This window comes from Comamonas sp. wu1-DMT, from assembly GCF_040187805.1.
In the GTDB taxonomy this organism is placed as follows: Bacteria; Pseudomonadota; Gammaproteobacteria; order Burkholderiales; family Burkholderiaceae_C; genus Comamonas; species Comamonas thiooxydans.
This window is the reverse complement of the sequence record NZ_JBANEM010000002.1, coordinates 327,701-346,032: the sequence shown is the minus strand read 5'-3', so window position 1 is coordinate 346,032 and position 18,332 is coordinate 327,701. Positions and strand designations below refer to the sequence as shown.

Below are 18,332 nucleotides of genomic sequence, written 5' to 3'. Positions count from 1 at the left end.
GCTGCAGACCAGGGAGCAAATCATGAAAACATCGACTCAAACTCTTTGCGCTTCAGTGCTGCCAAGCCATGCTCAAGCGCAGCCCGAGGCGGAATCCGCCTCCTGGCCACATCTGCTGGGCAGCAGCGTGCGCGCCGCCCTGCTGGTGATGGCGATCTCCGGCATTGCCTATCCCTTGCTGACCACGGGTGTGGCGCAGGCACTGTTCCCGCATGCAGCCAATGGCAGCCTGATCGAACGCCAGGGTCGGATCGTGGGCTCGGCCCTGATCGGTCAGCAATTCACCGGGCCGCAGTACTTCCATGGCCGTCCCAGCGCCACAGTCGCTCCCGATCCGAGTCAGGAAGGGGCAAACATTGCGGCTCCCTACAACGCAGGCCTGTCTGGCGCCAGCAACCAGGGGGCCACGCACAAGGACTTGTCCGAAGCCGTGGCGCAGCGTGTCGCACAGTACCGCGCCGATAACGGTCTGGCCGCAGACCTGGCGGTGCCGGTGGATGCGGTCACGGCGTCGGCATCGGGCCTGGACCCGCATATCTCTATGGCCAATGCGCTGCTGCAACTGCCGCGTGTGGCGAAGGCGCGAGGGCTCTCGCCAGACCAGGTGCAGCCATTGCTGGCGCAGGAAACAGAGCAGCGCACGCTGGGCTTGCTGGGCGAGCCGCGCGTGAATGTGCTGCAGCTCAATCTGGCGCTGGACGCCTTGCAGCCCGCCACCAGCGCAGTGAAGGAGTAAGCCATGAGCACGAAGAAAATGACGGCAGGCCGCAGCCTGCTCGATGCCAGGCTGGTGAAGTCGGCTCTGTGGGATGCGCTGCGCAAACTCTCGCCGCGTACGCAGTGGGCCAACCCAGTGATGTTTGTGGTGTATCTGGGTGCGATCCTGAGCAGTCTGTTGTGGTGGCAGAGCCTGATGGAGCCGGGCAGCGAGAACAGCGGCTTTGTTCTGGCGATTGCGCTGTGGCTGTGGTTCACCGTGCTGTTTGCCAACTTTGCCGAAGCATTGGCGGAGGGCCGCAGCCGCGCCCAGGCCGCCAGCCTGCGCGGCATGAAGCGCGATACGGTGGCCAAGCTGCTGCAGCAACCGCATTTCGGCAGCTCATGGATTCCCATGCGCGCCAGCGAACTGCGCAAGGGCGTGGTCATCTTCGTGGAAGCCGGCGACACGATTGCGCTTGACGGCACGGTGATCGAGGGCGTTGCTTCGGTGGACGAAAGCGCGATCACCGGCGAATCCGCGCCCGTGATCCGCGAGGCCGGAGGCGACTTCTCGTCGGTGACCGGCGGCACGCGCGTGCTGTCGGACTGGCTGGTGGTGGAAGTCACGGTCAACCCCGGCGAGTCGTTCCTGGATCGCATGATCTCCATGGTCGAGTCGGCCAAGCGCCAGAAGACTCCGAACGAGATGGCGCTGACGATTTTGCTCGTGGGGCTGACGCTGGTCTTTCTGCTGGTCATCGTCACGCTGTGGCCCTTCTCGGCCTTTGCGGTGTCACAGGCCGGAACGGGCTCGGTGGTCGGCATTGCCGTGCTGATTGCGCTGCTGGTCTGCCTGATTCCGACCACCATTGGCGGCCTGCTGTCGGCCATTGGCGTGGCCGGCATGAGCCGCATGATGCAGGCCAATGTCATCGCCACTTCGGGCCGGGCCGTGGAGGCTGCCGGTGATGTGGACGTGCTGCTGCTGGACAAGACCGGCACCATCACCCTGGGCAACCGCCAGGCCTGCGAGTTTCTGCCGGCCCCTGGAACGAGCGCCGCGCAGCTGGCCGAAGCCGCACAGCTCTCATCTCTGGCAGATGAAACACCTGAAGGCCGCAGCGTGGTGGCTCTGGCCAGGGAGCGTCATGGCTTGCCCGATCGCAGCAGTGCGGATTTTCCGGGCGAGTTCGTCCCCTTTACCGCACAGACGCGTATGAGTGGTGTGGATCTGCAGAGTCCACAAGGCTTGCGCAGCTTGCGCAAGGGGGCCGCCGATGCCGTGCGCCGGCATGTCGAGGCACTGGGAGGCAGCTTCCCGGCTCAGGTGCAACTGTCTGTGGATAACGTCTCGCGCAAGGGCAGCACGCCTTTGGTGGTGGCAGATGGCGCCAAGGTGCTGGGCGTGATCGAACTCAAGGACATCGTCAAGCCGGGCATGCGCGAGCGCTTTGCCGAGCTGCGCCGCATGGGCATAAAGACGGTGATGGTGACGGGCGACAACCCGCTGACGGCTGCCGCCATTGCCGCAGAGGCAGGGGTGGATGATTACCTGGCCGAAGCCAGGCCCGAAGACAAGCTGCAGCTGATCCGCTCGCACCAGGCTGCGGGCCGCCTGGTGGCGATGACGGGGGACGGCACCAACGATGCTCCGGCCCTGGCCCAGGCCGATGTGGCCGTGGCCATGAACAGCGGCACCCAGGCTGCCAAAGAGGCCGGCAATATGGTGGACCTGGACAGCAACCCCACCAAGCTGATCGAGGTGGTGGAAACCGGCAAGCAGATGCTGATGACGCGCGGCGCGTTGACCACCTTCAGCATTGCCAATGATGTGGCCAAGTATTTCGCCATCATTCCTGCCGCCTTTGTGGGCACCTATCCGCAACTGGCCTCGCTCAACGTGATGCAGCTGCACAGCGCGGATTCCGCCATCCTGAGTGCCGTGATCTTCAATGCACTGATCATCATCGCCCTGGTGCCGCTGGCCTTGCGTGGTGTGCAGTATCGCGCCGTGGGTGCGGCCCTGCTGCTGCGCCGAAACCTGCTGATCTATGGCCTGGGCGGGCTGATCGTGCCGTTTGTGGGCATCAAGCTCATCGACATGCTGCTGACAGTTCTGGGCCTCGTCTAAGTCATATCCAGGCCTTGCTTTCTCGTTTCTCTGGCTTGTCCGCGTTCCCTGCGGGCGCGGCAAGTCTGATCTGTTTGCTTCACCATCATGCGTCTCTTCCATCCCCAAAAACCATTTCACGCCTCTCGCTCCTGGGCCATCGGCTCTGCGTTGCTGATGATTGCCTTGAGCTGTGCAAAGCCCTCTGCTGCCGAGGAAACAAAAGCGCAATCTGCTTCTGAAAGCTCAGCTCCTGCGCATGCCGACAGCAGGTCTTCCCTGACCGGCTCGCTGGGCCTGATCAGTGACTACCGCTTTCGCGGCATCTCGCAGACCTGGCAAGGTGCGGCCGTGCAGGGCGCAGTGGAACTGGCCTTGCCCAAGGGCTTTTATCTGGGCACGTCGCTGTCCAATGTCTCAACCAACAGCTATGGCCGGGGCCAGGGACTGGAGCACGATATCTATGGTGGCTGGCGCGGCGAGCTCGTGCCTGACTGGTTGCTGGATGCCGGGCTTTTGCAGTACCGCTATCCCGGCGCACGCCTGGGCGCAAGTGATGGCAGCAGCAAACGCTTTGACACCACCGAGCTCTATCTGGGGGCGACCCATGGTGGTCTGAGCATCAAATGGTCTGTGGCACTGACGCCTTATTTCGGCCTGGGCAAGAGTACCGCCGACTCGGCGTTCGCCACTGCGCTGCAACCAGCGGGCAGCAGTCGCGGCAGCCAGTATCTGGATCTGAACTATCAGCATCCGCTGGGCGATCTCGCCACCTTGGGCCTGCATGGCGGCTATACCTGGGTGCGCAATTACAGCGATGTTTCCTATGCCGACTGGCGCATCTCGCTATCCAGGGCCTGGGGGGCGTGGACTGCATCGCTTGCGTACGCGGGTACCTCGGCCGATGCCCGCTACTACAGCGCCGTCAACAGTCGTGGCCAATGGCGTGATCTGGCGCGCAGCGGCTGGCTGCTGGGCCTGAGTGCCGGGTTCTGACCGGACTTGAGTGATACGCTGATCGCCTGATGCCTTCATCCACACCCTCATCCGCCGCGCAGCGCCCCGACCCCGACGCGCTGGTCGCTCAACTGCAGGCAGATCGGCAGCGCGCCCATCTCGGCAAGCTGCGCATCTACTTTGGCTCCAATGCCGGAGTGGGCAAGACCTATTCCATGCTGGCGGCTGCGCAGCGCGAGCGGCAGGCAGGACGCAAGGTTCTGGTGGGGCTGGTGGAGACGCATGGCCGCGCCGAGACCGAGCAGCAGCTGCACGACCTGGAGCTGCTGCCGCGGCGCACGCTGGTCTACCAGGGCAGGCAGCTGGACGAGTTCGACCTCGATGCAGCTCTGGCGCGCCGCCCGGAGGTGCTGCTGCTCGACGAGCTGGCGCACAGCAATGTGAGCGGCTCACGCCACCCCAAGCGCTGGCAGGATGTGCAGGAGCTTCTGGAGGCGGGTATCGAGGTGTGGACCACGCTCAACGTTCAGCACCTGGAAAGCCTCAACGATGTGGTGGGCGGCATTGTGGGCATACAGGTCCATGAGACCGTGCCCGACCATATCTTTGACGATGCCGACGAGGTCATCGTGGTCGACATCCCGCCCGAGGAGCTGCTCAAGCGCCTCAAGTCGGGCAAGGTCTATCCGCTGGAGCAGGCCGAGCGGGCCTCGCGCAATTTCTTTCGCCAGGGCAATTTGCTGGCGCTGCGCGAGCTGGCCCTGCGCCGCACGGCCGATCGTGTCGATGAGGACATGCGCGACTACCGCCGCGAGCGCTCCATCGGCGATGTCTGGCCCACGCGCGAGCGCTTGCTGGTAGGCGTGGGCGGCCGCGCCGGTGATGATGCCCTGGTGCGCCAGGTGGCACGCCTGGCCAGGCGGCTGGAGGCCGACTGGGTGGTGGTCTATGTGGATGCGCCGGAGCGCCAGCATAGGCCTCGGGCAGCGCAGGAGGCCGTGCTCAAGACCCTGGCGCTGGCGGCGCGTCTGGGCGCGGAAACGGCCACCATCCCCGGTGCCCATGTGGCCCAGGCTCTGGTGGACTTTGCGCGTGAGCGCAATGCCAGTCATCTGGTGCTGGCGCGTGTGCACGAACCTTTGAGCCGATGGCTGCGCTGGCGTGCCTCCAGCCTGTCCGAACAGATCGCTGCGCTGGATCCCGGCCTGGACGTGCTGCTGCTGTCCGTCAAGCAAAGCAAGAACGAGAGCACCTTGCGATTGCCGGCGGCGCGTGAAAAAACCATTCCGTGGAAGGGCTATGCGGGCGTGACCCTGGCTTGCCTGGCCGCGACAGCGGTGGCTGAGCTGCTGCTGCGAGTGTTCGACCCTGCCAATGTCGTCATGCTTTTCCTGCTGGTGGTGGTGCTGTCCGCCGTGCGCTGGGGACGCGGCCCCGGAGCATGGGCGGCCCTGCTGTCAGTGCTGCTGTTCGATTTCTACTTTGTGCCGCCGCGCAACTCCTTCAGCGTCAACGATACGCAATACCTGTTCACCTTCAGCCTGATGCTGGGTGTGGCCCTGGTCTGCGGCCAGCTCACGGCGCGGCTGCGCCACGAGGCGCGCGTGGCCGCAGAGCGCGAAAGGCGGGCCGGCGCGCTGGCCAGGCTGGCGCGTGACCTGTCGGGTGCGCTGACGCAGGAGCAGGTCACGCAGATCGCGCTGACCACGATTTCAGGCGTTTTCGATGCCCAGACCGGGCTGCTGGTGCCCGATGCCGATGAGCGCCTGCAGCTGGCGCCTGGCAGCGAAGCTCAGATCGACACCAGCGTGGGTCGCTGGAGCATGGAGCATGGCCAGATGGCCGGCCATGGAACCGATACCCTGGCAGCTGCGCCGGCACTTTATGTGCCGCTGATGGCGCCCGTGCGTTCGCGTGGCGTGCTGGTGCTGCAGCTGCGTGCGCCGCAACGATTGCGAGTGCCCGAGGAGCGCCGTCTGCTTGAAGCCTGTGCCAGCCAGATCGCCCTGGCATTGGAGCGTGTGCATTTTGTGGAGGTGGCGCAGCAGACCCAGATCGCCATGGAAGGCGAGCGCATGCGCAACACCTTGCTCTCGGCCGTCTCGCATGATCTGCGCACGCCGCTGACGGGCATCCTGGGCGCGGCCCAGGCGGCCTTGCCACATGCGCCGCAGGGGCCGGCGCATCACATGCTGGTGCAGATTCGCAATCAGGCACAGGCGCTGCAGCAACTGGTGGACAACCTGCTGGCCATGGCGCGCCTGCAGCAAGGCGGCGTGCAGCTCAAGCGTGAATGGCTGCCGGTGGACGAACTGGTGGGCAGCGCGCTGGCGCAGATGCGCGAGCGACTGGCCGCTCATGTGCTGCAGACCTCGCTGCCGGCCGATCTGCCCTTGCTGCAGCTCGATGCCGTGCTGATGGAGCGTGTGCTGGTCAATCTGCTGGACAACGCCATCAAGTACACGCCCGAAGGCACGACGATCACCGTGGCAGCGAGCGTGGCCGACGGCAACTGTGTGCTGAGCGTGCAGGACGCGGGGCCGGGCCTGCCCGTGCATCTGTCCCCCGAGCAACTGTTCGAGCCGTTCACGCGTGGGCAGGCGGAGAGTGCCGTGTTCGGCATGGGGCTCGGCCTGGCGCTGGCTCAGCGGATTGTGCAAGCCCATGGCGGCAGTTTGCGGGTAGCGGCGGCAGACCCCGGGCCGGGCACCGTTTTCAGCATCTCGCTGCCCGTGCCCGAGCAGCCGGCCATGGACGAATGAGCCGACAATCCCGTGCATCACATGCAAATCCGAACATGACAAGCGCCGCACCCCGCATTTTGCTGATTGAAGACGACGCCAGCATCCGCCGCTTTGTGCGCCTGGCACTGGAGGACGAAGGCTGGCAGGTGTTCGAGTCAGAAACCGCCAGGCGCGGCCTGATCGAGGCCGCCAGCCGCCAGCCCGACGCCGTGGTGCTGGACCTGGGGCTGCCCGATGCCGATGGCAAGACCGTGATTACCGAGCTGCGCGGCTGGAGCCAGCTGCCGATTCTGATTCTGTCCGCGCGCGAGCGGGAAGAGGACAAGGTGGCGGCGCTGGACGCTGGGGCCGATGACTATCTGACCAAGCCCTTTGGCGTGCCCGAGCTGCTGGCCAGGCTGCGCGTGATGCTGCGTCGCCGCCAGCAGGCGTCGGCGTCAGACAAGCCCGGTAGCTGTGCGCGTTTCGGCGCGGTGGTGGTGGATCTGGCGGCGCACGATGTCAGGCGCGACGGAGTGGCCGTGCACCTGACGCCCATAGAGTTCCGCCTGCTGGCGGCCCTGATTGCCGGCCATGGCAAGGTGCTGACCCACCGCCAGTTGCTGCTGCAGGTCTGGGGCGCTGAATATCTGGACCGCCCCCACTATCTGCGCGTGCACATGGCCAACCTGCGCCAGAAGATAGAGCTCGATCCGGCCCAGCCCCGGCATCTGGTAACCGAGTTGCAAGTCGGTTATCGCTTGGTGGGCCTGGAAGGCTGATTCCTTTATAATCGCCGTCCATCCGAGGAGCGTTGCAGCGTTCCCCAGCCAGCCATGAGCTGGTCTGCGCGGGGCGTGAGGCTCGGATTTCATCCCGCAACGACGCTCGCCCACGCTTTCTGTGCGGTGAGCCGGTTTATTCCCCCTCTGCTGCAGAACGTGGTTTTTCATTCAAGATTTGGAGAAAACCATGAACGCTGCCGTGCGCTTCAACCCCGCTGATTCGGCCATTACCGATATTTCCCTGGCTGCCTGGGGCCGCAAGGAAATCAGGATCGCCGAAACCGAAATGCCCGGTCTGATGGCCGTGCGCGAGGAGTTCGCCGCTGCCCAGCCCCTGAAGGGCGCGCGCATCACGGGCTCGCTGCACATGACCATCCAGACCGCCGTGCTGATCGAGACGCTGACGGCTCTGGGTGCACAAGTGCGCTGGGCTTCGTGCAACATCTTCTCGACCCAGGATCACGCAGCTGCCGCCATCGCCGAAACCGGCGTGCCTGTCTATGCCATCAAGGGCGAGTCGCTGGAAGACTACTGGAACTACACCCACTCCATCTTTGAATTCGGTGCCGCCGGTACCGAAGGCGAAGGCCCCAACATGATCCTGGACGACGGCGGCGACGCCACCATGCTCATGCACCTGGGCAAGCGCGCCGAGAAGGATCTGTCCGTGCTGGCCAACCCCGGTTCGGAAGAAGAGCGCATCGTCTTCGCCGCCATCAAGGCCAAGCTGGCCGTGGACTCCACCTGGTACAGCCGCAAGTCGGCCCAGATCATGGGCGTGACCGAAGAGACCACCACCGGCGTGCACCGCCTCAACGAAATGTCGGCCAAGGGCACGCTGCTGTTCCGCGCCATCAACGTCAACGACTCGGTGACCAAGTCCAAGTTCGACAATCTGTACGGCTGCCGCGAATCGCTGGTGGACGGCATCAAGCGCGCTACCGACGTGATGATCGCCGGCAAGGTGGCTTGCGTGGCCGGCTATGGCGACGTGGGCAAGGGCTCCGCCCAGGCTTTGCGCGCGCTGTCGGCCCAGGTCTGGGTGACCGAGATCGACCCCATCAACGCCCTGCAGGCCGCCATGGAAGGCTACAAGGTCGTGACCATGGAATACGCTGCCGACAAGGCCGATATCTTCGTGACCACCACCGGCAACAAGGACATCATCCGCCACGAGCACATGGTTGCCATGAAGGATCAGGCCATCGTCTGCAACATCGGTCACTTCGACAACGAAATCGATGTGGCTTCGATCGAGAAGTACAAGTGGGAAGAAGTGAAGCCCCAGGTCGACCAGATCGAGTTCCCCGACGGCAAGAAGATCACCCTGCTGGCCAAGGGCCGTCTGGTGAACCTGGGCTGCGCCACCGGCCACCCCAGCTTTGTGATGTCCAACTCCTTTGCCAACCAGACCCTGGCGCAGATCGAGCTGTTCACCCGCCCCGACGCCTACGAAGTGGGCAAGGTCTATGTGCTGCCCAAGATCCTGGACGAAAAGGTCGCCCGCCTGCACCTGAAGAAGGTCGGCGCCATGCTGACCGAACTGAGCGACGAGCAGGCCGCTTATATCGGCGTGAGCAAGCAAGGCCCTTACAAGCCTGAAACTTATCGTTATTAATAGCACCCCCCTGAGGCGCTTTGCCTGGGCGGCCCCGCGCCTTCCCCCTCTCTCTACGCGCTGCGCGCTAGGGGAGGGGGACGACAGCTTTGCTGCGCGGCGGCGCTTGCTCGCTGTCACTTTGCTAGGCTCTGCCAGTATTAGTGAGCGGCTGTCGTGGTTTAAATTTAATAGCTGCTTGCGCACGTCATACATAGATTTCAGGTGAATATTTATCTGAAATCAAGATGTATCAAGCGTAGGCTGCTATCTCAAAAGATTTCTTTTGCCCGCTGCACCTTTGTGCAGCGCCTGGCGCCGGTTTATTTCAAAGGAAGCGACGCTATGCGCGCAGATGTTTTTTTTGGTTGAAGCAGGTCATGCTGCCACCCGTTCCCAGGCCCAGCGCCTGATCGCCTCGGGTGTGGAGTGGCGCCTGACGCCGCTGGCGCCATGGAAGAAAGTGGCCAAGAACGGCGATGACATTCCTGCCGGTGCCGAGCTGCAGCTGCTGGACGCCGCCGAGGCCAAATACATCTCGCGCGGCGGGCTCAAGCTCGAGGGCGCGCTGGCCGCGACCGGCCTGAGCGTCAAGGGCTTGCGCTGTCTGGATGTGGGCCAGAGCACGGGCGGCTTCACCGATTGCCTGCTGCAGGCCGGTGCGACCCAGGTCATCGGCATCGACGTGGGCCACGGCCAGTTGCACGAGCGCCTGAAAAATGACGAACGCGTGGTCTGCGTCGAGGGCTTCAACGCCCGCGCGCTGACGCCCGAGCTGCTGGAGAAGGCCTGCGACGAGGCGCTGTGCGAAGTCATCGAGGAAGAAGAGGACAACGACACCCAGCCCGTCGCTCCCTATGCCTGGATGCGCAACGGCGGTCAGGTCGATGAGGACTATGACGACAGCGACGACGCCAAGGAACAGGATGTCGAGAGCTTCAAAGCCGAGCGCGCCGCCAAGGCCAAGGCCCGGGCCGAAGGTCTGGCTCCGGTGGAGTTGCGTCGCAAGCCCGGTACCGAAAATATCGACATCAGCCCGGCCTTTGATTTCGTGACCGGCGATCTGTCCTTTATCTCGCTGACCCTGGTGCTGCCTGCCGTGGTGCAGCTGCTCAAGCCTCATGGCCAGCTGCTGATGCTGGTCAAGCCGCAGTTCGAGTTGCAGCCCGGCCAGATCGGCAAGGGCGGCATCGTGCGCGACACGGCCTTGTACGCCGAGGTCGAAAAGCGCATTCGCGACTGCCTCGGCGATCTGGGGCTGAGCGTCAAGCAGTGGCTGGACTCGCCCATAGAGGGCGGCGATGGCAATCACGAATTCTTTGTCTGGGCCCAGCAGGGCGCTGAAGTCAAGGCTCCGGCCCCCGTCGTTGCAGACGAAGCGGCTGCAGCCAGGCCGGCCGTCAAGGCAGCCGCCAAGCGCCCTTCGCGTGCCGACATCAAGGCCCAGCGCGCCAAGCAGGAGCTGTATGAAGACCCCGAGGTGGCCAGCTTCGGCCAGCCCGGCCCGGCCCGCAGCAAGCAGAAAAAGCGAAACGAGCGCTGAGCAAAAAGCGCAACAAGCGTTGAGTAGAAAGCGCAAGCCGCGCTGAGCACAAGAGCGTGGCGGGTGCCGAGCCTTCGGAGCCCGCCCATGACCCAGGATTCAGAGACATAGACCGCCATGAGCTTTCCCGTCAGCTTCGAGTTTTTCCCCACCAAGACGCCCGAGGGCGCTGCCAAGCATGTGGGCGTGCGCCAGGCCCTGTATGCGCGCAAGCCCGAGTTCTGCTCCGTGACCTATGGCGCGGGCGGCTCCACCCAGGTCGGCACCTTCACCATGGTGCGCGACATCCAGAACGAAGGTGTGGGCGCGGCCTCGCACTTCTCCTGCATCGGCGCCACGCATGAGAAAGTGCGCGCCGAGCTGAACGAGCTCAAGGCCATGGGCGTCAAGCGCATCGTCGCCTTGCGCGGCGACCTGCCCAGCGGCTACGGCCTGGGCGGCGAGTTCCAGTACGCCAGTGATCTGGTGGCTTTCGTGCGCCAGGAGTTCGGCGACTGGTTTCACATCGAAGTCGCCGCCTATCCTGAAACTCACCCCCAAGCAAAGTCCCCTCGCAGCGATCTGGACGCATTTGTTGCTAAAGTGCGCGCTGGTGCAGATTCTGCCATCACGCAATACTTCTACAATGCCGACGCATACATGCGCTTTGTCGATGAGGTGAGGGCTCTGGGGCTCGACGTGCCGGTCGTGCCAGGAATCATGCCGATTACCAGCTCTACACAGCTGATGCGCTTCTCGGATGCATGTGGTGCCGAGATTCCGCGCTGGATTCGTCTGCGTCTGCAGGCGTTCGGAGATGACACCGCTTCCATTCGTGCGTTCGGTCTGGATGTCGTGACTCATCTATGCGAGCAGTTGCGCAGCCAGGGTGCTCCCGGGCTGCACTTCTATACGATGAACCAGAGCGTCGCCACTCTGGAGATCTGCGACCGTTTGGGTCTGTAAGCCAAAAGCTTGCCGGCCGCGAGGCGGCCGGTCTTGGGCGGCTCTCACTTGAGCTTTCAAGGAGATTGCGCCCGTGCAACCGAAATTTTGGCGCTTGCGTTGTTGTCAGTGGATAGGTCTTGCCGTCGTCACCGCGACCATGGCCGGCTGTGCTCCGCTGCAGGAAAAGCCCGAGGAACAGCCCCCCGTCGTTCAGAGCCAGCCCCGAAAAAAGGGCGCGCAGCCCACGGTCTCCGCCCCCCTGCTGCCCGACGCCTATGCGCGCAGCAACTATCGCGACAAAGGCCTGGGTGTCAAGGCCAACAAGCCTGCGGATGCCGACAAGGCAGACCTGCCCGAAGACAGCAGCAAGTACGAGCTGAGCCCTCCGCGAGAAAGCGACCAGGAGGGCCTGGCCTCTTGGTATGGCGGGCAGTTCCACGGCCGCAAGACGGCCAGCGGCGAGCGCTTTGACAGCATGGACATGACGGCAGCGCACAAGACCCTGCCTTTCGGAACGCGCGTTTGCGTGCGCAGCTCCGTGACCGGCAAGAGCGTGGTGGTGCGTATCAATGACCGCGGCCCCTTCGCGCCAGGTCGCATCATCGACCTGAGCAAGGCCGCGGCCCAGGAGCTGGGCATGCTGGGCCTGGGCATCAAGCCCGTGGAGCTGTGGCAGCTGGACGCCGATGAGGACGAATGCCCGGCCACGCTCAATGCTTCGGGCAAGAAGCGCCATCCCAGTGTGGCGCAGGGCGCTGCCGCCTCCAAGACGCGCGCGGCATCCGCGAATCAGCCCGCGCGCAAGGTCTCCCAGACCGCCAAGCGCAAGCGCTGAACCATTGTTGCTGTTGAAGGGGTGCGGCCAGTGAAGCTGGCGCGCCCGGACTGCAGAGGGCCGGCAAGGGCCGGCCTACAGCCGCCAATCAGCCGCCAGACTCCAGCGTAAAGCCTGCATTGCTGTCCTGACCCAGCAGTTTGACCAGCTGCGGCATGGCGGGCTTGAGTTGATCCCTGAGATTGAACGGCGGGTTGATCAGAAACATGCCGCTGGCGGGCAGGCCGCCGCGTTCGGAGGTTTTGTTGCTCTTGACCGTGAGCGTTGCATGCAGCCAGCTCTTGCCAGCCTTGGTGGCCATGGTCTTGAGCCGCTTGGGCAGATCATGGGCTTCGGGGCGCGGGATGATGGGGTACCAGACGGCGTAAGTGCCTGTGGGAAAGCGCTTGAGACCGTCCGCCGCCATGTCCAGCACACGGCCGTAGTCGGTCTTCAATTCGTAGCTCGGATCGCAGAGCAGCAAGGCGCGGCGCGATGGCGGAGGCAGGAATTTCTTCACGCCTTCAAAGCCATCCTCATGCAGGATGGCGACCTGGCGCCTGACCTCCAGCTGGGCCATGTTGCCGGTCAGAGAGCGCATGTCCGTGGGGTGCAGCTCAAAGGCCTTGAGACGGTCATGACCGCGCAGCAGCGCCTGGGTGATGAAGGGCGAGCCGGGATAGTTGCGGATGGCATTGCCCTGGTTGAAGCGACGCACCATCTGCAGATAGTCCTGCAGCACAGGGGCCAGTTCGGCCTCCTTGGCGGCAGCCAGGCGCAGCACGCCTTCCTCGGCCTCGCCGCTCTTGCTGGCGTAGTCGCCGTCCAGGCGGTACAGGCCGGCGCCGCCGTGGGTGTCGAGCACCGTCAGCGCAGCCTCTTTTTGCGTGAGGTATTGCACGGTGGCAATCAGAACGGTGTGCTTGAGCACATCGGCGTGATTGCCTGCATGGAAGGCGTGGCGGTAACTGAACATAGAAATGGATGGTAACCAGCAGGGCAAGAGGGGAACAGCACTTTTTACCCTGTGGTCTTTAAAGGCTGTCGGCGCCTGGGTGCAGAGGGAGAAACAGGCACTAGGGGCTGTTTCACAACAGGCTGCTGCACGAAAACACGCAGATTCTGGCGTTTTTGTATAATGGCGGGCTTCGCAGCGATTTTATGGTTCCCGCGGCGAAGGCTTGGGCCAAGTTTAAATTGGTCCGAGTAACCCCGCCTAAGAGGCTTCCTTTAAAAGACCTGTCTTTTTCAAGAAGAAGCACCGACCGCGGAAAAGGGACCGCCAAACCTTCTTGAAAGAGAAAACTCATGTCTACATTCAGCGCAAAGCCCGCTGAGGTGCAACACGAGTGGTTTGTGATTGACGCCACCGATAAGGTGCTCGGACGTGTCGCCAGCGAAGTGGCACTCCGTCTGCGCGGCAAGCACAAGGCCATTTACACACCTCACGTTGACACCGGTGACTACATCGTCATCATCAACGCCTCCAAGCTCAAGGTCACTGGTACCAAGAACCTGGACAAGGTGTACTACCGTCACTCCGGTTTCCCCGGTGGCATCACTGCCACCAACTTCCGCGACCTGCAAGCCAAGTTCCCTGGCCGTGCTCTCGAGAAGGCCGTCAAGGGCATGCTGCCCAAGGGTCCTCTGGGCTACGCCATGATCAAGAAGCTGAAGGTTTACGGCGGTGCTGAGCACCCCCATACCGCACAGCAGCCTAAGGCTCTGGAAATCTAAGGAGACCTAGATGATTGGTGATTGGAACAATGGCACAGGCCGTCGCAAGTCCAGCGTCGCTCGCGTGTTTCTGAAGAAGGGCTCCGGCAAGATTACTGTGAATGGCAAGGACATTCAGCAGTACTTCGGTCGCGAAACCTCCATCATGATCGCAAAGCAACCCCTGGTTCTGACTGAGAACCTGGAGACTTTCGACATTCAAGTGAACGTCCATGGCGGCGGCGAATCCGGTCAAGCCGGTGCAACCCGTCACGGCATCACCCGTGCCCTGATCGACTATGACGCAGCTCTGAAGCCTGCACTGAGCCAAGCCGGCTTCGTGACTCGCGACGCTCGTGAAGTCGAACGTAAGAAGGTCGGTCTGCACTCCGCACGCCGCGCCAAGCAGTTCTCGAAGCGTTAATCCGTTTCCCCTGCAGGAAAGACTCTGCGGAGTCTTTTCAAGAAAAGCCGCCTCGAATGCAAATTCCTGGCGGTTTTTTCATGGGCGGCCGCAGCCTTGTCCAGCGCTTGCGCAAAGCCCCCACTTGCACTGGCGACAAAGAGATACGGCCGGTATTCCCGAGCCCCTTGCTGTACCATTTCAGGCAATCAAGAAACTACGGAGTAATGCCATGAGCGCCGTTGCTGAAACCACGACCACCGAAATGCCTTCCCCCATCGTCTTCACCGACAGCGCTGCTGCCAAGGTGGCCGACCTGATTGCCGAAGAAGGCAATCCCGATCTGAAGCTGCGCGTTTTTGTGCAAGGTGGTGGCTGCTCCGGTTTCCAGTACGGTTTCACCTTCGACGAGATCACCAACGACGACGACACCACCATGACAAAGAACGGTGTCTCGCTGCTGATCGACTCCATGAGCTATCAATACCTGGTGGGTGCCGAGATCGACTACAAGGAAGACCTGCAAGGCGCTCAGTTCGTGATCAAGAACCCCAATGCCTCGACCACCTGCGGCTGCGGCTCCAGCTTCTCGGTCTGAGTGAGATGATTGTCTGCGCGCCGGCCGCTCTGGTCTGGCGCCCGCATATTGCTTAAGCCGCTGCGAGTCAGCGGCTTTTTTATTGCCGTGTCGCCTTGTTCCGGAGCTGCCCATGGGTGAGATGCCCGCCGCGCACCATAGTGCCCCCCATAAAGAAAGACTGCTGTGGCTGGTGGCCATAGGCTTTTTCATGCAGTCGCTGGACGCGACCATCCTCAACACGGCGTTGCCGGCCATGGCGACCGAACTGGGCGAGAGCCCGATGAAGATGCAGTCCGTCATCGTGGCCTATGCGCTGACCACGGCCATGCTGATTCCGGCCACGGGCTGGGTGGCCGACCGCTTTGGCACGCGGCGCGTCTACGGCTGGGCGATAGGCCTGTTTGTGCTGGGTTCGGTGCTGTGCGCGCTCTCGCCCAGCCTGCCGTTTCTGATCGCGGCACGCGTGGTGCAGGGCGTGGGGGGCGCCATGATGCTGCCCGTGGGGCGGCTGGCCGTGCTGCGCACCTATCCGCGTGGCGAGTTCATTCGCGCCATGAGCTTCATCGCCATTCCGGGCCAGGTCGGCCCGCTGCTGGGGCCTACCCTGGGTGGCTGGATGGTGGAGTACGCCAGCTGGCACTGGATCTTCTGGATCAATGTGCCCGTGGGCCTTATCGGACTGTGGGCCACCTGGCGCTGGTTCCCGCGCAGTGCGCCCGTGGCCGTGCACCGCTTTGACGGCAAGGGCTATGCCATGCTGGCCTTCGGCATGGTGGCCATCTCTATTGCGCTGGACGGCCTGTCCGGCATGGGGCTGGGCATGGCGCTGGTGGTGGTGCTCATGGTGTTCGGCCTGGCCAGCCTGGCCAGTTACTGGATGCATGCGCTGCGCGTGGATGAGCCGCTGTTTGCGCCGGGCCTGTTCAAGGTGCGCTCGCTGCGCGTGGGCCTGCTGGGCAATCTGTTCACGCGTTTCGGCAGCGGCGCCGCGCCGTTTCTGATTCCGCTGATGCTGCAGGTCGGCCTCAAGATGTCGCCCATGAACGCGGGCCTGATGATGCTGGCCACCGTCACCGGCAGCATGCTGGTCAAGCGCATTGCCGTGCGCACGGTGCAGCGCTTTGGCTACAAACGCGTGCTGCAGGTCAATTCGGTGATGCTGGCGGTGATGTTGGCCTCCTTCGGGCTGGTGGTGCCGGGAACGCCGGTCTGGCTGTTGCTGGTGCAGTTGTTCATCTTCGGCGGCTTCAACTCCATGCAGTTCTCGGCCATGAATTCGGTCACGCTCAAGGACATGGAGGGCGAGTCTGCGAGCAGCGGCAACAGCCTGCTGTCCATGGTGCAGATGCTGGCCATGAGCATGGGCGTGGCACTGGCCGGAGCCCTTCTGACAGGCTTCAGCGATATGTGGCCGGCGCACAGCGACGAGCGCATGCAGGCCATTCGCGCCACCTTTGTGACGGTGGCTCTGATGACGCTGGCGGCGACGCTGGTGTTCAGCCAGCTCGATGCCGACGAGCCTGTGCGCCCGGCTCCGGATGGCGGCGACGCCTGAAAATTTGAAAGCTTATAGCGCTTGCCAATAAAAGATTTCAGATTGTTTTCAATTTGAAGTCATTGATTAAAAGGCGCTATTAGCTATTGATAGGGGAGCGCGACTCGGCTCCCACTTCCTGGGACTTACCCGTAGGGAACCGGATTTTGTACGGGTTCACCCTTGATTTTGGTCACGGATATATGACGCGCTACATAGCCCCTATGAGCGCGTCTGTATGAGAAGCTGCCCATGCAGGCGTAGCCTTCGATCTTGACGAATGCTGCGTTTGGAATGCATCTTGCATGCAGGCATTCAATCTCACCCTGTCCCACGATCATGAGCACCAGTCAGAACTCTCAACCGATACGCTTCTTCCACCGCGGCGAGGTGGTGGAAGTGCAAGGCCCGCACCCCACACGCTCCGTGCTTCAATGGCTGCGCGAGGATGCCCATTGCACCGGCACCAAGGAAGGCTGCAACGAAGGCGACTGCGGTGCCTGCACGGTAGTCATCGGCGAGCTGGCCGAAGCCGGCGATACCGAGGCCGTCAACGGCCTGCGCCTGCAGACCGTCAATGCCTGCATTCAGTTCCTGCCCAGCCTGCATGGCAAGGCCTTGTTCACGGTGGAAGACCTCAAGAGCCAGTGCGCGGGCAATTCTGCCTGCGCCGGCAAGCCCGCAGGCCCGCAAAGCTTGCATCCGGTACAGCAGGCCATGGTGGAGTGCCATGGTTCGCAATGCGGCTTCTGCACGCCCGGCATCGTGATGACGCTGTGGTCGGCCTATGAGCATCATCAGCAGCAGGGCAGCGAGCCCACGCGTCAGCAACTGGCCGATGAACTCTCGGGCAATCTGTGCCGCTGCACGGGCTACCGCCCGATTCTCGATGCCGGTCAGCGCATGTTCGATCTGCCTGCCGTGCGTCTGGATACAGCGCCCGTGGTGGCTGCGCTGCAAGGCCTGCAGGCCGGCAACGCGGGTCTGAACTATGCGGCGCCCCAGGGCCTGCGCACCGACTTCTTCCATGCTCCACGCACGCTGGCGGATCTGGCCGGTCTGTGCGAGGCCAAGCCCAAGGCCCGCATCGTGGCAGGCTCCACCGATGTGGGACTCTGGGTCAACAAGCAGTTCCGCGACCTGGGCGACATGATTTATGTCGGCGACGTGGCCGAGATGAAGCGCATCGAGGTGCGGCCCGATGCCGAGGGCGGCGAGCTGTACATCGGCGCCGGGGCTTCGCTGGAATCGGCCTGGAGTGCGCTGGTGCAGCGCTGGCCCAGCCTGACCGATGTCTGGCTGCGCTTTGCCTCCACGCCCATCCGCCATGCGGGAACCATGGGCGGCAATGTGGCCAATGGTTCGCCTATCGGCGATTCGCCGCCGGTGCTGATGGCACTGGATGCGCAGATCGAGCTGCGCAAGGGCGAGCGCGTGCGCCGCATGCCTCTGACGGATTTCTATCTGGACTATATGAAGAACCAGCTGGAGCCTGGCGAGTTCGTGCAGGCCCTGGCGGTGCCGCTGGCGGCCATGCAGCGCCAGGTGCGCGGCTACAAGATCAGCAAGCGCTTCGACTGCGATATCTCGGCCCTGTGCGCCGGCTTTGCCATCGAGCTCGACGGCGAGATCGTGCAATCCATCAGGCTGGCTTTTGGCGGCATGGCCGCCACGGTCAAAAGAGCGGCGGCAGCCGAAGCGGCCCTGCTGGGCAAGCCCTGGAGCCTTGAAAACGTGAAGGCCGCGCAGGTCGCGCTGGCCCAGGATTTCAAGCCCATGAGCGATATGCGCGCCAGCGCCGATTACCGCCTCAAGGTGGCGCAGAACCTGATCCAGCGTCTGTGGCTGGAAACGCGCGCCGATCAGCCGCAGGGCACTGATGCGACCAGTGTCTGGAGCGTGATGCCCCACGTCGTTCCCGCCGCCGTGGAGCAAGGAGTCTGA

General features: G+C 63.3%; 14 protein-coding genes, 1 pseudogene and 1 riboswitch. Of the genes and pseudogenes, 14 read left to right on the top strand and 1 reads right to left on the bottom strand.

Translation table 11 applies throughout. The features are described from left to right. Nucleotides 1-22: 22 nt before the first annotated feature. The 9 genes and pseudogenes from kdpC (at nucleotide 23) to V8Z78_RS05615 (ending at nucleotide 12,176) form a co-directional block, all read left to right on the top strand. Entirely contained in the window at nucleotides 23-736 is a 714-nt protein-coding gene (gene kdpC, locus V8Z78_RS05655) for a K(+)-transporting ATPase subunit C (protein WP_046460982.1), read from the top strand. A gap of 3 nt (nucleotides 737-739) precedes the next feature. Continuing rightward, on the top strand, nucleotides 740-2,830 hold the full coding sequence (kdpB, locus tag V8Z78_RS05650) for a potassium-transporting ATPase subunit KdpB (protein WP_046460983.1): 2,091 nt from the start codon (nucleotides 740-742) through the stop codon (nucleotides 2,828-2,830). 87 nt (nucleotides 2,831-2,917) lie between these two features. Further along, nucleotides 2,918-3,805, top strand: a complete 888-nt coding sequence (locus V8Z78_RS05645) for a TorF family putative porin (RefSeq protein WP_349731049.1) — start codon at nucleotides 2,918-2,920, stop codon at nucleotides 3,803-3,805. A gap of 29 nt (nucleotides 3,806-3,834) precedes the next feature. Continuing rightward, a complete protein-coding gene (locus V8Z78_RS05640; protein WP_046460985.1) occupies nucleotides 3,835-6,528 on the top strand; it encodes a DUF4118 domain-containing protein in 2,694 nt (897 codons plus the stop codon). A 35-nt stretch (nucleotides 6,529-6,563) separates the two neighbouring features. Then, nucleotides 6,564-7,271 (top strand): response regulator, encoded by a 708-nt coding sequence (locus V8Z78_RS05635; protein ID WP_279087510.1) that lies wholly within the window; start codon nucleotides 6,564-6,566, stop codon nucleotides 7,269-7,271. Nucleotides 7,272-7,289: 18 nt separating this feature from the next. Further along, nucleotides 7,290-7,386, top strand: a riboswitch (S-adenosyl-L-homocysteine riboswitch). 75 nt (nucleotides 7,387-7,461) lie between these two features. Next, nucleotides 7,462-8,892 carry an adenosylhomocysteinase gene (gene ahcY / locus V8Z78_RS05630; protein ID WP_046460987.1) on the top strand — a complete coding sequence of 477 codons (1,431 nt, stop codon included), beginning with the start codon at nucleotides 7,462-7,464 and terminating at the stop codon, nucleotides 8,890-8,892. Nucleotides 8,893-9,216: 324 nt separating this feature from the next. Next, nucleotides 9,217-10,414 (top strand): annotated as a pseudogene (locus tag V8Z78_RS05625) (TlyA family RNA methyltransferase). Between the two features lie 117 nt (nucleotides 10,415-10,531). Then, nucleotides 10,532-11,359 (top strand): methylenetetrahydrofolate reductase [NAD(P)H], encoded by an 828-nt coding sequence (metF, locus tag V8Z78_RS05620; protein WP_349731048.1) that lies wholly within the window; start codon nucleotides 10,532-10,534, stop codon nucleotides 11,357-11,359. Between the two features lie 139 nt (nucleotides 11,360-11,498). Next, nucleotides 11,499-12,176: a septal ring lytic transglycosylase RlpA family protein gene (locus V8Z78_RS05615; protein WP_349731074.1), complete on the top strand. Its 678-nt coding sequence runs from the start codon at nucleotides 11,499-11,501 to the stop codon at nucleotides 12,174-12,176. Between the two features lie 88 nt (nucleotides 12,177-12,264). On the opposite strand, the gene V8Z78_RS05610 is transcribed toward V8Z78_RS05615, so the two are convergent. Next, nucleotides 12,265-13,131 (bottom strand): 23S rRNA (adenine(2030)-N(6))-methyltransferase RlmJ, encoded by an 867-nt coding sequence (locus V8Z78_RS05610; RefSeq protein WP_003061727.1) that lies wholly within the window; start codon nucleotides 13,129-13,131, stop codon nucleotides 12,265-12,267. Nucleotides 13,132-13,463: 332 nt separating this feature from the next. Here V8Z78_RS05610 and rplM point away from each other — a divergent pair, with 332 nt between their 5' ends. The 5 genes from rplM to xdhA all read left to right on the top strand — a co-directional run bounded on the left by rplM (nucleotide 13,464) and on the right by xdhA (nucleotide 18,332). Continuing rightward, nucleotides 13,464-13,892, top strand: a complete 429-nt coding sequence (gene rplM, locus V8Z78_RS05605) for a 50S ribosomal protein L13 (protein ID WP_003059004.1) — start codon at nucleotides 13,464-13,466, stop codon at nucleotides 13,890-13,892. Nucleotides 13,893-13,902: 10 nt separating this feature from the next. Beyond that, on the top strand, nucleotides 13,903-14,295 hold the full coding sequence (gene rpsI, locus V8Z78_RS05600) for a 30S ribosomal protein S9 (RefSeq protein WP_003059002.1): 393 nt from the start codon (nucleotides 13,903-13,905) through the stop codon (nucleotides 14,293-14,295). A 211-nt stretch (nucleotides 14,296-14,506) separates the two neighbouring features. Continuing rightward, entirely contained in the window at nucleotides 14,507-14,872 is a 366-nt protein-coding gene (gene erpA / locus V8Z78_RS05595) for an iron-sulfur cluster insertion protein ErpA (RefSeq protein ID WP_003059000.1), read from the top strand. A gap of 82 nt (nucleotides 14,873-14,954) precedes the next feature. After that, nucleotides 14,955-16,409 carry a multidrug transporter subunit MdtD gene (gene mdtD / locus V8Z78_RS05590; protein ID WP_280039931.1) on the top strand — a complete coding sequence of 485 codons (1,455 nt, stop codon included), beginning with the start codon at nucleotides 14,955-14,957 and terminating at the stop codon, nucleotides 16,407-16,409. Nucleotides 16,410-16,727: 318 nt separating this feature from the next. Next, nucleotides 16,728-18,332: a xanthine dehydrogenase small subunit gene (gene xdhA / locus V8Z78_RS05585; protein WP_349731047.1), complete on the top strand. Its 1,605-nt coding sequence runs from the start codon at nucleotides 16,728-16,730 to the stop codon at nucleotides 18,330-18,332.

Excerpts from the sequence above, each read along its gene's own strand:
- kdpC (WP_046460982.1), top strand. The coding sequence starts at position 23 with ATGAAAACATCGACTCAAACTCTTTGCGCTTCAGTGCTGCCAAGCCAT.
- kdpB (WP_046460983.1), top strand. The coding sequence starts at position 740 with ATGAGCACGAAGAAAATGACGGCAGGCCGCAGCCTGCTCGATGCCAGG.
- V8Z78_RS05645 (WP_349731049.1), top strand. The coding sequence starts at position 2,918 with ATGCGTCTCTTCCATCCCCAAAAACCATTTCACGCCTCTCGCTCCTGG.
- V8Z78_RS05640 (WP_046460985.1), top strand. The coding sequence starts at position 3,835 with ATGCCTTCATCCACACCCTCATCCGCCGCGCAGCGCCCCGACCCCGAC.
- V8Z78_RS05635 (WP_279087510.1), top strand. The coding sequence starts at position 6,564 with ATGACAAGCGCCGCACCCCGCATTTTGCTGATTGAAGACGACGCCAGC.
- ahcY (WP_046460987.1), top strand. The coding sequence starts at position 7,462 with ATGAACGCTGCCGTGCGCTTCAACCCCGCTGATTCGGCCATTACCGAT.
- metF (WP_349731048.1), top strand. The coding sequence starts at position 10,532 with ATGAGCTTTCCCGTCAGCTTCGAGTTTTTCCCCACCAAGACGCCCGAG.
- V8Z78_RS05615 (WP_349731074.1), top strand. The coding sequence starts at position 11,499 with ATGGCCGGCTGTGCTCCGCTGCAGGAAAAGCCCGAGGAACAGCCCCCC.
- V8Z78_RS05610 (WP_003061727.1), bottom strand. The coding sequence starts at position 13,131 with ATGTTCAGTTACCGCCACGCCTTCCATGCAGGCAATCACGCCGATGTG.
- rplM (WP_003059004.1), top strand. The coding sequence starts at position 13,464 with ATGTCTACATTCAGCGCAAAGCCCGCTGAGGTGCAACACGAGTGGTTT.
- rpsI (WP_003059002.1), top strand. The coding sequence starts at position 13,903 with ATGATTGGTGATTGGAACAATGGCACAGGCCGTCGCAAGTCCAGCGTC.
- erpA (WP_003059000.1), top strand. The coding sequence starts at position 14,507 with ATGAGCGCCGTTGCTGAAACCACGACCACCGAAATGCCTTCCCCCATC.
- xdhA (WP_349731047.1), top strand. The coding sequence starts at position 16,728 with ATGAGCACCAGTCAGAACTCTCAACCGATACGCTTCTTCCACCGCGGC.